14 protein-coding genes are annotated in these 13,209 nt (G+C 74.0%); 7 read left to right on the top strand and 7 right to left on the bottom strand.

The features are described from left to right. Window positions 1–2 precede the first annotated feature (2 nt). The 7 genes from ACL02U_RS11595 to hypE all read left to right on the top strand — a co-directional run bounded on the left by ACL02U_RS11595 (window position 3) and on the right by hypE (window position 8,170). Window positions 3–1,727, top strand: a complete 1,725-nt coding sequence (locus ACL02U_RS11595) for an enoyl-CoA hydratase-related protein (RefSeq protein WP_412790645.1) — start codon at window positions 3–5, stop codon at window positions 1,725–1,727. Window positions 1,728–1,842: 115 nt separating this feature from the next. Next, entirely contained in the window at window positions 1,843–2,472 is a 630-nt protein-coding gene (locus ACL02U_RS11590; RefSeq protein ID WP_412790644.1) for a hydrogenase maturation protease, read from the top strand. Beyond that, entirely contained in the window at window positions 2,472–3,182 is a 711-nt protein-coding gene (hypB, locus tag ACL02U_RS11585; protein ID WP_412790753.1) for a hydrogenase nickel incorporation protein HypB, read from the top strand. Before ACL02U_RS11590 ends, hypB begins: the two co-directional genes overlap by 1 nt. Next, on the top strand, window positions 3,179–5,530 hold the full coding sequence (hypF, locus tag ACL02U_RS11580; RefSeq protein WP_412790643.1) for a carbamoyltransferase HypF: 2,352 nt from the start codon (window positions 3,179–3,181) through the stop codon (window positions 5,528–5,530). Before hypB ends, hypF begins: the two co-directional genes overlap by 4 nt. A 3-nt stretch (window positions 5,531–5,533) precedes the next feature. Beyond that, complete coding sequence (locus ACL02U_RS11575; RefSeq protein ID WP_412790642.1) at window positions 5,534–5,863, top strand: HypC/HybG/HupF family hydrogenase formation chaperone; 330 nt, start codon at window positions 5,534–5,536, stop codon at window positions 5,861–5,863. Beyond that, the gene (hypD, locus tag ACL02U_RS11570) at window positions 5,860–6,996 is read left to right on the top strand and encodes a hydrogenase formation protein HypD (RefSeq protein ID WP_412790641.1); all 1,137 of its coding nucleotides are present in this window, start codon (window positions 5,860–5,862) and stop codon (window positions 6,994–6,996) included. The genes ACL02U_RS11575 and hypD overlap by 4 nt, the downstream gene beginning before the upstream one ends. Then, complete coding sequence (hypE, locus tag ACL02U_RS11565; RefSeq protein WP_412790640.1) at window positions 6,989–8,170, top strand: hydrogenase expression/formation protein HypE; 1,182 nt, start codon at window positions 6,989–6,991, stop codon at window positions 8,168–8,170. The genes hypD and hypE overlap by 8 nt, the downstream gene beginning before the upstream one ends. 143 nt (window positions 8,171–8,313) lie before the next feature. Here the strand turns inward: hypE and hypA are convergent, their stop codons facing one another. From hypA to ACL02U_RS11530, 7 genes are read right to left on the bottom strand one after another with little or no spacing between them, the layout of a single operon-like run. Continuing rightward, on the bottom strand, window positions 8,314–8,670 hold the full coding sequence (gene hypA / locus ACL02U_RS11560) for a hydrogenase maturation nickel metallochaperone HypA (protein WP_412790639.1): 357 nt from the start codon (window positions 8,668–8,670) through the stop codon (window positions 8,314–8,316). 5 nt (window positions 8,671–8,675) lie between these two features. Further along, window positions 8,676–8,834 carry a hypothetical protein gene (locus tag ACL02U_RS11555; protein WP_412790638.1) on the bottom strand — a complete coding sequence of 53 codons (159 nt, stop codon included), beginning with the start codon at window positions 8,832–8,834 and terminating at the stop codon, window positions 8,676–8,678. Window positions 8,835–8,852: 18 nt separating this feature from the next. Then, window positions 8,853–9,059 (bottom strand): hypothetical protein, encoded by a 207-nt coding sequence (locus tag ACL02U_RS11550; RefSeq protein WP_412790637.1) that lies wholly within the window; start codon window positions 9,057–9,059, stop codon window positions 8,853–8,855. 14 nt (window positions 9,060–9,073) lie between these two features. Continuing rightward, the gene (locus ACL02U_RS11545; protein WP_412790636.1) at window positions 9,074–9,685 is read right to left on the bottom strand and encodes a DUF5947 family protein; all 612 of its coding nucleotides are present in this window, start codon (window positions 9,683–9,685) and stop codon (window positions 9,074–9,076) included. Beyond that, window positions 9,682–10,230, bottom strand: coding sequence for a NifU family protein (locus tag ACL02U_RS11540; protein WP_412790635.1), 549 nt, complete (start codon window positions 10,228–10,230; stop codon window positions 9,682–9,684). Before ACL02U_RS11540 ends, ACL02U_RS11545 begins: the two co-directional genes overlap by 4 nt. Beyond that, window positions 10,223–12,022, bottom strand: a complete 1,800-nt coding sequence (locus tag ACL02U_RS11535; RefSeq protein ID WP_412790634.1) for a nickel-dependent hydrogenase large subunit — start codon at window positions 12,020–12,022, stop codon at window positions 10,223–10,225. Before ACL02U_RS11535 ends, ACL02U_RS11540 begins: the two co-directional genes overlap by 8 nt. Window positions 12,023–12,055: 33 nt before the next feature. Beyond that, window positions 12,056–13,144: a hydrogenase expression protein HypE gene (locus ACL02U_RS11530; RefSeq protein ID WP_412790633.1), complete on the bottom strand. Its 1,089-nt coding sequence runs from the start codon at window positions 13,142–13,144 to the stop codon at window positions 12,056–12,058. Between the last annotated feature and the right edge of the window lie 65 nt (window positions 13,145–13,209).

Here is a 13,209-nt window from a genome sequence, read left to right as displayed (position 1 = left end):
CCATGGACATCCTGCTCGTCGCCACCGCCTTCAACAGCCTGTGCCAGCGGGTGTACGCCGAGCTGACCGACCGCGGGCACCGCGCGGAGGTGGTGCTCGCCTCGCACGGTGACGAGGCGGTCCGCGCGGCCGTGCGGGAGGTGCGGCCGGAGCTGATCGTCGCGCCGATGCTGAGGACCGCCCTCCCGGAGGACGTGTGGCGCGGCCGCACCTGCCTGGTCGTGCACCCCGGACCGCCCGGCGACCGCGGCCCGTCCGCACTGGACTGGGCCCTGGCCGACGGTGTGCCGCGCTGGGCGGTCACGGTGCTGCAGGCCGAGGCGGGGATGGACGCCGGCGACATCTGGGCCGCGGTTCCGTTCGCCGTGCCGCCGGTGGGCAAGAGCGACCTGTACCGCAACGAGGCCTCCGACGCCGCGGCGGCCGCGGTGCTGCTGGCGGTGGACCGGTACGCGGGCGGCGCGCACAAGCCGCAGCCGCAGAGCGATCCGTCGGTCAGGGTCACCCGGCGCGAGTACTTCCGGCAGGAGCGGCGGCGCATCGACTGGCGGGCGGACGACACCGGCACCGTGCTGCGGGCGCTGCGGGCCGCCGACTCCCAGCCCGGCGTCCTCGACGAGCTGCTCGGGCGGGAGGTGTTCCTGCACGGCGGGCACCCCGAGGACCGGCTCCGGGGCCGCCCCGGTGAGGTGGTGGCCACCCGGCACGGCGCGGTGTGCCGGGCGACCCGCGACGGCGCGGTGTGGATCCCCGAGCTGAGACCGCGCCGCGGCTCGGGGGATCCGGCGCCGTTCCGGCGGCCCGCCACCGCGGTGCTCGGCGACCGGCTGCGGGGGGTGCCCGAGGAACCCGTGCCGCTGGAGCTGCCCGCGCAGCGCCGCACCTGGGCGGAGATCCGCTACCGGCAGGACGGCGACGTGGGCTTCCTCCGTTTCGGGTTCCCGGGCGGGGCGATGAGCTCCGGCCAGTGCCGCCGGCTGCTCGCCGCCTACCGGCACGCGCTGGAGCGGCCCACGTCCGTCCTCGTGCTGGGCGGCGGGCGCGACTTCTTCTCCAACGGCATCCACCTCAACGTGATCGAGGCGGCCGCGGACCCGGCCGGCGAGTCCTGGGCGAACCTCGACGCGATGAACAACCTGGTCGAGGCGGTGCTGCGGACCACCGACCGCCTCGTGGTGGCCGCGCTCGGCGGCAACGCGGCGGCGGGAGGCGCGATGCTGGCGCTGGCCGCGGACGAGGTGTGGTGCCGCTCCGGCACCGTGCTCAACCCGCACTACCGGCGGATGGGCCTGTACGGGTCGGAGTTCTGGACCCACAGCCTGCCCCGGCGCGTCGGCGCGCGGGCCGCGGCGCGGCTGACGGAGGAGGCGCTGCCGGTGAGCGCCGCCGCGGCCGTGCGGACCGGGCTCGCCGACCGTCTGGTGCCCAGCCCGCCCAGCACGTTCGCGCACGACGTGGACCGGCTGGCCGGCGACCTCGCCGGATCGTCCGCGCTGCGCGCACGGATCGCCGCCAAACGGGACACGCGCGCACAGGACGAGGCCCGGCGGCCGCTGGCGGAGTACCGGCGCGAGGAGATGGCCCGGATGCGCCGCATCTTCTTCGATCCCGGGGCCTCCTACCACGCGCTGCGGTCCGCTTTCGTGCGCAAGGTGCCGTCCGGCTCGGCGCGCCCGCTGGCCTCGCCCGCGCCGCCCGGCACGCCCGCCGAGACCGCCGCCCGCTGAGACCGCCGCCGGGCGGCACGGGTGCGCCGACCGGCCGTATCGCCGCGCTGCCCGGCCGGAGGTGCGGCACCGTGGCAGCACGATCCCGCCGTCCCGCCAGCCCCAGGAGACCCCGTTGACCCGCCCCCGCCTGCTCGTGGCCGGTATCGGCAACATCTTCCTCGCCGACGACGCCTTCGGCCCCGAAGTCATCGACGCCCTGCGGGCGCGTCCGCTGCCCCCGGAGGTGGAGGTGGGGGACTTCGGCATCCGCGGATTCGATCTCGCCTACCGGCTGCTGGACGGCTACGACGCGGTGGTCCTGGTGGACGCCGCTCCGCGCGGCCACCGGCCCGGCACGCTGTCCGTCGTCGTCCCGGATCCGCCGGAGGACACGGACGCCGCCCCGGAAGCGCACGGCATGGACCCGGTGAAGGTGCTCGCCCTGGCCGCGCGCCTGGCCGACGGTCCGCTGCCCCGGGTGGTGCTGCTGGCCTGCGAGCCGGGGCGGCTGCCCGAGTCCGACGCGGACATCGAGGCCGGTCTCAGCGATCCGGTGCGGGAGGCCGTCGGAGCGGCGGTGCCCCTGCTGCACACCGTGGTGGGCCGGCTGCTGGCCGACCCCGGGGCGGAGCTGCGGTTCGGCCGGTCGGTGGAATCCACGCCGTCCGGCCCGGCCGGTTTCCCCGGGATCGGCGCCCCTACGCACGAGGATCGCCGGGTCCGCACCCCCGCCGGCCCCGGCGCCAGTGAGGAGAACGCATGATGTGCAAGTCCGTGGACGTCAGGCAGGCGGTCATGGCCAAGAACGACGATCTGGCCGCCGCCCTGCGCTCCGATCTCGGCGACCGGGGCGTCACCACCGTGAACCTGCTCTCCAGCCCCGGCAGCGGCAAGACGGAGCTGCTCACCGAGGTGCTGGGGCTGGCCGTGCGCCGCGGCGTGCCGGCCGCCGCGCTCACCGCCGACCTGGCGACGGAGAACGACGCCCGGCGGCTGGCCCGCTCCGGCGCCCCGGTCAAGCAGCTGCTGACCGGCGGCCTGTGCCATCTGGAGGCGCAGCAGGTGCGCGGCCATCTGGACGGCTGGCTGCCCGCCGGGACCGCGCTGCTGTTCGTCGAGAACGTCGGCAACCTGGTCTGCCCGGCGGCCTACGACCTCGGCGAGACGCTGCGGATCGTGCTGATGGCGGTGACCGAGGGCGAGGACAAGCCGCTGAAGTACCCGACCGCGTTCTCCTCCGCGCACCTGGTGGTGGTCACCAAGACCGATCTGGCCGAGGCGGCCGGATTCGACGAGGCCCTGTTCGCGGGGAACGTCGCACAGGTGAATCCGGGGGTGGACGTCGTCCGCACCAGCGCGCGGCGCGGCGAGGGCGTGGACGGCCTGCTGGACCGGGTGCTCGCCGTGCGGGACGGCACGCCGGCGCACCGACCGGCGCTCACCGGTCCGGCGCACCGGCACGGCGTCTCGTGACCGCACCCGCCGGCACCTCGGTCCGCCGCCGGGTCGGCGTGCGCGGGGTGGTGCAGGGCGTCGGCTTCCGGCCGTTCGTGCACCGTCTGGCGACCGAGGAGGCGCTGAACGGTTTCGTCACCAACCACTCCGGCGGCGTCCTCGTCGAGGTGGAGGGGCCGTCCTCCCGGGTGGAGCGGTTCTGCGCCCGGCTGGTCCGGGAGACGCCGGCACTGGCCCGCGTCACCGGAGTGGACCAGACCGAGGTACCCGTGCGCGGCGGCGCGGACGGCTTCACGATCCGCGCCTCCCGGAGCGGCGAGGGGCGCACCTCGCTGCCGCCGGACACCGCCACCTGCGCGGACTGCCTGCGGGAGCTCGCCGATCCCGCCGACCGCCGCCACCGGCACCCGTTCGTCACCTGCACCCACTGCGGCCCCCGCTTCACCATCGTCACCGAGCTGCCGTACGACCGGGCGGCCACGACGATGGGCGCGTTCCCGATGTGCGGGCGGTGCGCCGCCGAGTACGGCGATCCCGGCGACCGGCGCTTCCACGCCCAGCCGGTCGCCTGCCGGGACTGCGGTCCCCGGCTCCGCCTCCACCCGGCGCCCGGCACCGGCGTCCGGCCGACCCGGGACGACGAGGCCGTGTCGGCGGCCCGCGCCCTGCTCGCCGCGGGCCGCATCGTCGCCGTCAAGGGCGTCGGCGGGTACCACCTGGCCTGCGACGCGACCGACCCGCACGCCGTGGCGCGGCTACGCGCCCGCAAGCTGCGCGGCGGCAAGCCGTTCGCGGTGATGGCCGCGGACCTGGCCGCCGCCGCGGAGATCGCGGAGGCCGGTGCGGCGGAGCGGGCGGTGCTCGCGGGCCCGCGGCGTCCCATCGTGCTGCTCCGCCGGCGCGGCGGACCGCTCGCCCCGGGCGTGTGCTCCGGCAGCCCGCACGTCGGGGTCATGCTGCCCTACACGCCCGTGCACACCCTGCTGTTCGGGCTGGACGGCGACCCGCCCGGGCCGCGGCTGCTGGTGCTGACGAGCGGCAACCGGTCCGGCGAGCCCATCGTCACCGACGACACGGAGGCGCTGGAGCGGCTGGACGGACTCGCCGACGCCTGGCTGGCGCACGACCGGGCGATCACCTCCCCCTGCGACGACTCGGTGCTGCGGGTGCGGGCCGACGGCACCGAGCAGCTGCTGCGCCGGTCCCGCGGGCATGTTCCCCGGCCGGTGGCGTTGCCGTTCGAAGTGCGTCCCGCGCTCGCCGTGGGCGGCGACCTGAAGAACGCGCCGTGCCTGGCCGCGGGCGACCAGGCCTGGTTCGGTCCGCACATCGGCGATCTCGGCGACCTGGCGGCCGTCACCGCGCTGGAGCGTGCGGAGCGGACCCTGGGGCGGCTGACCGGTGTCCGCCCCGGGCTCCTGGCCGCCGACCGGCACCCCGGCTACCACTCGGCCCGGTGGGCGCGCCGGCGGGCCGGCGGTCGGGAGGTGCGCCTCGTGCAGCACCATCACGCGCACGCCGCCTCCGCCATGGCCGAGCACGGGCTGACCGGCGCCGCAGCCGTGATCGCGGTCGCCTTCGACGGCACCGGCTACGGCGACGACGGCACGGTGTGGGGCGGCGAGGTACTGCTCGCCGGCTACGACGGGTTCCGCCGCTTCGCCCATCTGACGCCGGCGCCGCTGCCCGGCGGGGACGCCGGGGTGGCCAACCCGTGCCGGCTGGCGCTCGCCCGCCTGCACGCCGCCGGACTGCCGTGGGACGAGAGCCTGCCGAGCGCGCAGGCGTGCACGCCGTCCGAGCGTGCCCTGCTGGCCCGGCAGTTGGAGCGGAACCTGGCCTGCACGGCGACCTCCAGCATGGGCCGGCTGTTCGACGCGGTCTCCTCGCTGGCCGGGGTGTGCCATCGCGCGGGGTACGAGGCGCAGGCGGCGCTGGAGCTGGAGGCCGAGGCGCTGCGGGCCTGGCACACCGACACCGGCGCGTACGGGTTCGCGCTCGGCCCGGCCCCGGGGACCGCCTCGCCCCTGCTGTTCGATCCCGCGCCGGTCCTGCGCGCGCTGATCGCCGACCTGGGCCGCGGCACGCCCCGAGCGGTGCTGGCGGCCCGCTTCCACCGGGCGGTCGCCGCCGCCGTCGCCGACCTCTGCGGCCGTGCCCGCCGCGGCACCGGCCTGTCCACGGTCGCCCTGACCGGCGGCGTGTTCGCCAACGCGCTGCTGGAACAGGCCTGCTGGGACCTGCTGACCGCGGACGGGTTCACGGTGCTGCGGCACATGGAGGTCCCGCCCGGCGACGGCGGGCTCGCCCTGGGGCAGCTCGCCGTGGCGGCCCGCATCCCATCCGACGCCGACAACACGGAGTGACCTATGTGTCTGGCAGTGCCCGGCCGAGTTCTGGCCGTCGAGGACGACAGCGAGCCCCTCACCGGGCTGATCGACTTCGGCGGTGTGCACAAACGCGTCTGCCTGGAGTACGTCCCCGACGTCCGGGCCGGTGAGTACGTCATCGTCCACGTCGGTTTCGCGCTGCAGCGGCTGGACGAGGAGTCGGCGCAGGCCTCTCTGCGGCTGTTCGAGGAACTGGGCCTGCTGGAGGAGGAGTTCGGCGACGCCTGGGGACGGGCGGCCCAGGAGGCCGGGCTGCCGGACGCTCCGGCGACCGCCCCGGGCCCGGAGGCCGAGGAGGGAGCCCGATGAAGTACATCGACGAGTTCAACGATCCGGATCTGGCGCGCAGGCTGCTGGACGAGATCCACGCCACGGTCACCCGTCCGTGGGCGCTGATGGAGGTGTGCGGCGGGCAGACCCACTCCATCATCCGGCACGGTATCGACCAGCTCCTGCCGGAGCAGGTGGAGTTGATCCACGGACCCGGCTGCCCGGTGTGCGTGACCCCGCTGGAGGTCATCGACAAGGCGCTGGAGATCGCGGCGCGCCCCGGCGTGATCTTCTGCTCGTTCGGGGACATGCTGCGGGTGCCGGGCACCGACCGGGACCTGTTCCGGGTCCGCAGCGCCGGCGGCGACGTCCGCGTGGTGTACTCCCCGATGGACGCGCTGGACCTGGCCCGCCGGAACCCGGACCGCGAGGTGGTGTTCTTCGGCATCGGTTTCGAGACCACCGCGCCGGCCAACGCGATGGCCGTCCACCAGGCCCGCCGTCTGGGCCTGGCCAACTTCAGCCTGCTGGTGTCGCACGTGCGGGTGCCGCCGGCGATCGAGGCTCTGATGACCGCGCCGTCCTGCCGGGTCCAGGCGTTCCTCGCGGCCGGGCACGTGTGCAGCGTCATGGGCACCGCCGAGTACCCGGACCTCGCCGAGCGGCACCGGGTGCCGATCGTGGTGACCGGGTTCGAGCCGCTGGACATCCTGGAGGGCGTCCGCCGCGCGGTGCTCCAGTTGGAGCGCGGCGAGCACCGTGTGGAGAACGCCTACGCCCGCGCCGTCCGGGACGCGGGCAATCCGGCCGCGCTCCGCATGATCGAGGACGTCTTCGAGGTCACCGACCGGTCCTGGCGCGGGATCGGCCGCATCCCCGGCAGCGGCTGGCGGCTGACCGAGGCGTACCGCGCGCACGACGCCGAGCACCGGTTCGACGTGACCGGCATCCGCACCGAGGAGCCCGGTGTGTGCCGCAGCGGGGAGGTCCTGCAGGGCCTCATCAAGCCGACCGGGTGCCCGGCGTTCGGCACCGAGTGCACCCCGCGCACCCCGCTGGGCGCCACGATGGTGTCCAGCGAGGGTGCCTGCGCCGCCTACTACCTCTACCGGCGTGTGGAGGCCTCCGCGCCGGCCGGGACGGGACAGAAGGAGATGAACCCCGTTGGCTGACACCGTTGGCACCGCCGACACCCTCGGCACGACCGGCACCCCCGGCACGACCGGTACGACGGGCACCCCCCGCACGACGGCGAAGACCGGCGGGGCCGACCCGGCCGCCACGGCCGACGCTCCGCCCGTCGACCCCTCGGCCTGGACCTGCCCCGCCCCGCTGCGCGACCAGCCGGTCGTCGTCATGGGGCACGGCGGCGGGGGCGCGCTGTCCGCGGAACTCGTGGACGACGTCTTCGCACCCGCCTACGGCAACCCGGTGCTGTCCGCGCTGGCCGACTCGGCGGTGATCCGCCTCGGCGGCACCCGGCTGGCCTTCTCCACCGACTCCCACGTGGTCCGGCCGCTGTTCTTCCCCGGCGGCAGCATCGGGGACCTGGCGGTGAACGGCACGGTCAACGACCTGGCCATGAGCGGGGCCGTACCCGCCTACCTGTCCGCCGCGTTCGTGCTGGAGGAGGGGGTGGACCTGGACGTCGTCGAGCGGGTCGCCCACGCGCTCGGCGCGGCCGCGCGGGCCGCGGACGTCACCGTCGCCACCGGCGACACCAAGGTGGTCGAGGCCGGGCACGGGGACGGCGTGTACCTCACCACCTCCGGTGTCGGCCTGGTTCCCGACGGCGTGGACATCCGCCCGCAGCGGGCCAGGCCCGGCGACGCCGTCCTGGTCAGCGGGCCGATCGGGCTGCACGGTGTGGCCGTGATGAGCGTGCGCGAGGGGATCGAGTTCGGCGTGGAGATCGCCAGCGACACTGCGCCGCTGGCCGGTCTGGTCGCCGCGATGCTGCAGGTCACCAATGATGTGCACGTGCTGCGCGACCCGACCCGCGGCGGCCTCGCCACCTCGCTCAACGAGATCGCGCGCGCCTCCGGCACCGGCGTACGGCTGTCCGAACGCGCGGTCCCCGTGCCGGACGCCGTCCGCAACGCCTGCGGGTTCCTCGGCCTGGACCCGCTGTACGTGGCCAACGAGGGCAGGCTGGTGGCGTTCGTCCCGGAGCAGCACGCCGAGGCCGTCCTGGCGGCGATGAGGGCGCACCCGCAGGGTGCCGGCGCGGCCCGGATCGGAGAGTGCGTGGCCGAGCATCCGGGGACGGTGGTGGTGTCGACCGGACTGGGCGGCACCCGGGTGGTGGACCTGCCACTCGGCGAGCAGCTCCCCCGGATCTGCTGACCGGCCGCGCGGGGTGCGGGACGGGCCCCACCGGGCCCAGGTGGGGCCCGGTGGGGCCGAGGGCGCGGGCGGCGTCCCGGGAGGCCGGGTCGCCGCCCGCGCCGCGCTGCGGTGCCGGCCGTCGGCGGCCGGGTCAGCCCGGTTCAGCCGGCGACTTCGGCGAGCTCGATGCCGGTGATCTCCAGTTCCCGTCCGCTGCGCAGCCCCTGGGAGGGCTGGTCGCACCGCGGGCACCAGAAGAACGGCGGTGTGCCCACCGCGAACTCCTCGTCGCAGGGCCCGCAGTGGGCCCGCGCCGCGACCTCCTCGACGACCAGGGCGGCGGAGGCCAGCGCCGTTCCGTCCCGGGCCACGTCGAAGGCGAAGGCCAGCGCCGCGGGCACCACGCCGGACAGTTCGCCCACCCGCACGGTGACCGCGGCCACCGGCCGCGTGCCGTGGGTACGGGCGGTCTCGTCCGCCTGCTCGACGATCGCGGTGGCGATCGACAGTTCGTGCACGGCCGTTACCGCGGATGCCGGGAGCCCGACCCGAGGTCGGCCATCCGCCAGATCCTGATCTCGCGCACGAGGGCGGGGATCTCCCTGATCAGCAGGGCGAGTACCGCCCCTCCGACGAGTACCGCCTGAGCGGTCAGCACCCGCCGGGCCGTCAGCTCTGCCATGTGTGCTCCTCGCCTGCCTCATCCCGGGGGGATGTTCGGCATCACCTTCATGATCGCGTTGTGCTTCTTCCAGTGGATCCCGGTGGACCGGCGCGCGTCCGCGGTTCCGTCGCGGTGCTGCCCGACCTGGTGGCCCCGGGGGACCGTGTTGCCCTGGTGCTGTCCGGGGACGTGCCCAGGGGTGTCCGGCCGCACCCGTGCGCGGCCCACTCTGATGTGTCCCATGGTGTGCTCTCCCTTCACGTGCTCCCGCCACCGGACGGCGTGGCGGCCAGTTCCGCGAAGAAGTGTTCGACGGCGGGCCAGACGCGGGTGCCTCCCGACAGTCCGCGCCACTCGCTGCGGACCAGGGCGACCAGCCGGAAGCAGTCGTCGACCGGCACGATCCAGTGGTGCCGCGCCTCGCGCGCGGTGTTCACCAGCAGCGCCTCGACCTCGGGTGCCACGCCCTCCACCAGTGGACACCCGGAGACGGTCTCCCGCCACGCGGCGGGGTCCACCTGCCAGCGGACGGCACCGGCCGGGCCCGGATAGTGCGCGACGACGGTTCCGTCCGGGTGCGGTACGAAGAACGCCAGGCCGACGGGCACGCCGAGCGCCTCGGTGTCCACCGGGGGCAGTCGCACGCGCCGCTCGGGAATGAGCCGGTAGCGGTGGTCGCCCGCCTCCTCCCGGACGAACAGCAGGGAGCAGGCCCGGCAGGCGCACAGCACCTGCTGCTGCGGGCTGTCGTACAGGTGGCGGTGTTCCGGCGGCACGGGCTCGGCGCACATGTCGCAGCGCTCCTCGGCCGCCGAGCGCCCCGCGGCACCCGAGCGGATCACCCGGGCCAGCGCCCCGCCGGCGCTCACGGCGTTCCCCCGGCGGGCGCCGGCCGTACCGTCAGCGCGTCCAGGGGGACGAACGCGGGCGGCCCGGCCGGCTCCGGTTCCCGCTCCACCGCGCGCAGTTCGGGCGCGGCGGCGAGGAGGGTCTCGCGCACGGCGTCCATCACCCCGGCCGAGCCGGAGGCGCAGCCCGCCGAGGTGAGCCGGACCCGGGCCACTCCTGCGTCGACGCCGACCAGTTCGAGGTCGCCGCCGTGTCCGCGCAGGTCTCCGCGGAGCCGCTCGACCGCGCGGTCGAGCCGCGGCCGCACCTGCTCGGGGTGCACGTCGTGCAGGACCATCAGGTGCCCGACCAGTTCGTCGCCGGCCAGGCCGGCGGCCAGGTCGGCGTCGGCGCGGTCCAGGATGCGGGCCAGTGCCTCGCCGTAGACCTCGGCCAGTGCGCGTACCGCGTCCACCGCGTCCCGGGACGTCGGACCGGGGGTGTTCTCCAGACGCTCCAGCAGCTCGTCGACGCGGGTCAGCCGCGCGGCGACCGCGCCGTCGCCGAGCCGGTCCGCCTCAGCCATGGCCGGCTCCGTACGTCGGCGAGTGGACGGTGGTCAGTTCCTTGCCCTTGCCGAGGTACATGTGCACCCCGCAGGGCAGGCACGGGTCGAAGCTGCGCACGGTGCGCATGACGTCGACGCCCTTGAAGTCGTCGGGCCCGTTCTCCTCGAAGATCGGCTGGCCCTGCACGGCGTCCTCGTAGGGGCCCGGTGTGCCGTAGCTGTCGCGCGGGCTGGCGTTCCACGGCGTCGGCGGGTACGGGTGGTAGTTGGCGATCTTCTTGTCCTTGATGACGAGATGGTGCGACAGCACCCCGCGTACGGCCTCGTGGAAGCCGCAGCCGATCGCCTCGTCGGGGACCTCGAAGTTCTCGTAGACCTTGGTCTCGCCGGCCCGCACCAGGCCCATCGCCTTCTCGAGGAACTCGAAGGCCATCGCGGCCGCGTAGGCGACGAAGTAGGGTCGCGCGCGGTCGCGTTCGATGGTGTTGCTCCACTGGGGGATCTTCCACTCCAGTGTCTGCTCGGGCAGCTTCTCGCTCTTGGGCAGGGTGATGCGCACGCTGTGCCCGGTGGACTTGACGTACTGGGTGTCGACGAGGCCGCTGAGCGCCGTGGTCCACAGCCGGGCCAGCGGGCCGCCGCCGGTGTCCAGGGCCAGGTGCGCGTCGCTCTCCTTGTGGTACCAGCGGGGGCTCATGACCCAGCTGTACTTGTCGTCGAAGTCGCGCTTCTGCGGCACCGGCACGGTGGTCTGGTTCCACGGGTGGCGCATGTCGACGGGGTTCCCGAGCGGGTCGCGGGTGACGAAGGGCTGCTCGGCCGTCCAGTCCTCGTAGTAGGAGCTGCCGAGCATGATGCGCAGCCCGAGGTTGATGTCGACGAGGTTGTTGGTGACGAGTTCGCCGTCGACGACGATGCCGGGGGTGACGTGCATCGCCCTGCCCCACTCGTTCATCGTCTCGTAGCGGTAGTCGCACACGTCGGGGTTCTGGAAGGCCCCCCAGCAGCCGAGCAGGACGCGTCGGCGTCCGACCTCCTCGTAGCCGGGCAGGGCCTCGTAGAAGAAGTCGAAGACGTCGTCGTTCATCGCCACGGACTGCTTGACGAAGTCGAGGACCCGCATCAGCCGCGAGAGGTACTCGGTGAAGGCGGTGGGCGAGGGCACGGTGCCCACACCGCCCGGGTACAGCGTCGACGGATGGACGTGGCGTCCCTCCATCTGGCAGAACATCTCGCGGGTGATCCGGCTGACCTTGAGGGCCTCCTTGTAGACCTCGCCCTCGAACGGGTTGAACGCCCGCATGATGTCGGCGATGGTCCGGTAGCCGTGGATCTCGCCGCGGGGTGCCTGGGTGCGCTCGGCACGGGCCAGCACCGAGGGGTTGGTCGCCTTGACCATCGCCTCGCAGAAGTCCACGAAGACCAGGTTGTCCTGGAAGATCGTGTGGTCGAAGATGTACTCCGCCGCCTCGCCGAGGTTGACGATGTGCTCGGCCAGCGGCGGCGGCTTCACCCCGTACGCCATCTGCTGCGCGTAGTCGGAGCAGGTGGTGTGGTTGTCGCCGCAGATCCCGCAGATGCGGGAGGTGATGAAGCCGGCGTCGCGCGGGTCCTTGCCCTTCATGAACACCGAGTAGCCGCGGAACAGCGACGAGGTGCTGTGGCACTCGACCACTTCCCGGTTCGCGAAGTCGATCTTCGTGTAGATGCCCAGGTTGCCGACGATCCGGGTGATCGGGTCCCAGGACATGTCCACGAGCTGGGCGGGTTTCCGCCCACCGGACCCGGCCCGCTCCTCGGTCTGTGTCATGTCACTTCCTGTCCTTCTGCCTGGCCGGGGGTGTCAGCCCCGCCAGTACGGGTCGTAGCCGCTGGTCAGTTCGGGCTCGTTGTGGCGCCACTTGGTCTCGTGGTTGACGGCGGCGTTGGTGATGCCGCGCATCCGCCGGATGAACGCCCCGTAGGGCCTGATGAGGGTCGCCGACAGGCCGCCGCCGGTCGGCTCGTCCATGAACGGCATGAAGGCGTCCGGGAAGCCCGGCATCGTGCAGCCGATGCAGATGCCGCCCACGTTGGGGCAGCCGCCGACCCCGTTCATCCAGCCGCGCTTGGGCACGTTGCAGTTGACCACCGGCCCCCAGCAGCCCACCTTGACCTGGCACTTGGGGGCGTTGTAGTCCTTGGCGAAGTCCGCCTGCTCGTAGTAGGCGGCCCGGTCGCAGCCCTCGTGCACGGTCTTCCCGAACAGCCACTGCGGACGCAGCATGTCGTCCAGCGGGGGCGGCGGGGCGGAACCGGCGGCGTGGTGGAGCACCCAGACCAGGGTGTCCATGAAGTTCTCGGGCTGGATCGGGCAGCCGGGGACGTTGACCACGGGCAGTTCGCCCTGCGACGTGAAGTCCCAGCCCAGGTAGTCCGACAGGCCCATGCTGCCGGTGGGGTTGCCGGCCATGGCGTGGATGCCGCCGTAGGTGGCGCAGGTGCCGGCGGCGACGACCGCCCAGGCGCGCGGGGCGAGTCGGTCGAGCCACCAGTTCAGGGTGAGGGGCTCACCGGTGTCCGGGTCGTTGCCGAAGGAGGTCCAGTAGCCGTCGCCCTCGATGATGTTCTGGTTGGGGATCGATCCCTCGATCACCAGGATGAAGGGCCCGAGCTCCCCGCGCGCCGCCGCCCGGTAGGGGGCGAGGAACTCCTCGCCGCCCAGGGTGGGCGAGAGCACCTTGTTGTACAGGTGCACCTTGGGCAGGCCCGGGATCAGTCCGGTGACCAGGTCCTCGATCGACGGCTGGCCGGCGGCGGTGAGCGAGACGGTGTCCCCGTCGCAGCTCATGCCCTCGGAGATCCAGAGGATGTGTATCTCGTCGAAGCCCTCGCGCTGCTGCGCGCCGGCGGGCTCCCGGTCGACGTCGGTGGTTCCGCTGTCTGCGGTCATGTCTGCGGCCTCCGCTGCACTCGGTCCCGGAAGCGGTCGTACGCCGCGGCCACCGGCGCTGCCGT

It is taken from the genome of Streptomyces sp. MS06, from assembly GCF_047200655.1.
Taxonomy (GTDB): domain Bacteria; phylum Actinomycetota; class Actinomycetes; order Streptomycetales; family Streptomycetaceae; genus Streptomyces.
Note: the sequence above shows the minus strand (reverse complement) of the source record. Positions and strands in the feature narration are given on the sequence as shown.

Bases quoted from the DNA above. Each gene is read 5' to 3' on its own strand.
- ACL02U_RS11595 (WP_412790645.1), top strand. From the start codon at position 3: ATGGACATCCTGCTCGTCGCCACCGCCTTCAACAGCCTGTGCCAGCGG.
- hypB (WP_412790753.1), top strand. From the start codon at position 2,472: ATGTGCAAGTCCGTGGACGTCAGGCAGGCGGTCATGGCCAAGAACGAC.
- ACL02U_RS11575 (WP_412790642.1), top strand. From the start codon at position 5,534: ATGTGTCTGGCAGTGCCCGGCCGAGTTCTGGCCGTCGAGGACGACAGC.
- hypD (WP_412790641.1), top strand. From the start codon at position 5,860: ATGAAGTACATCGACGAGTTCAACGATCCGGATCTGGCGCGCAGGCTG.
- ACL02U_RS11555 (WP_412790638.1), bottom strand. From the start codon at position 8,834: ATGGCAGAGCTGACGGCCCGGCGGGTGCTGACCGCTCAGGCGGTACTC.
- ACL02U_RS11550 (WP_412790637.1), bottom strand. From the start codon at position 9,059: ATGGGACACATCAGAGTGGGCCGCGCACGGGTGCGGCCGGACACCCCT.
- ACL02U_RS11540 (WP_412790635.1), bottom strand. From the start codon at position 10,230: ATGGCTGAGGCGGACCGGCTCGGCGACGGCGCGGTCGCCGCGCGGCTG.
- ACL02U_RS11535 (WP_412790634.1), bottom strand. From the start codon at position 12,022: ATGACACAGACCGAGGAGCGGGCCGGGTCCGGTGGGCGGAAACCCGCC.
- ACL02U_RS11530 (WP_412790633.1), bottom strand. From the start codon at position 13,144: ATGACCGCAGACAGCGGAACCACCGACGTCGACCGGGAGCCCGCCGGC.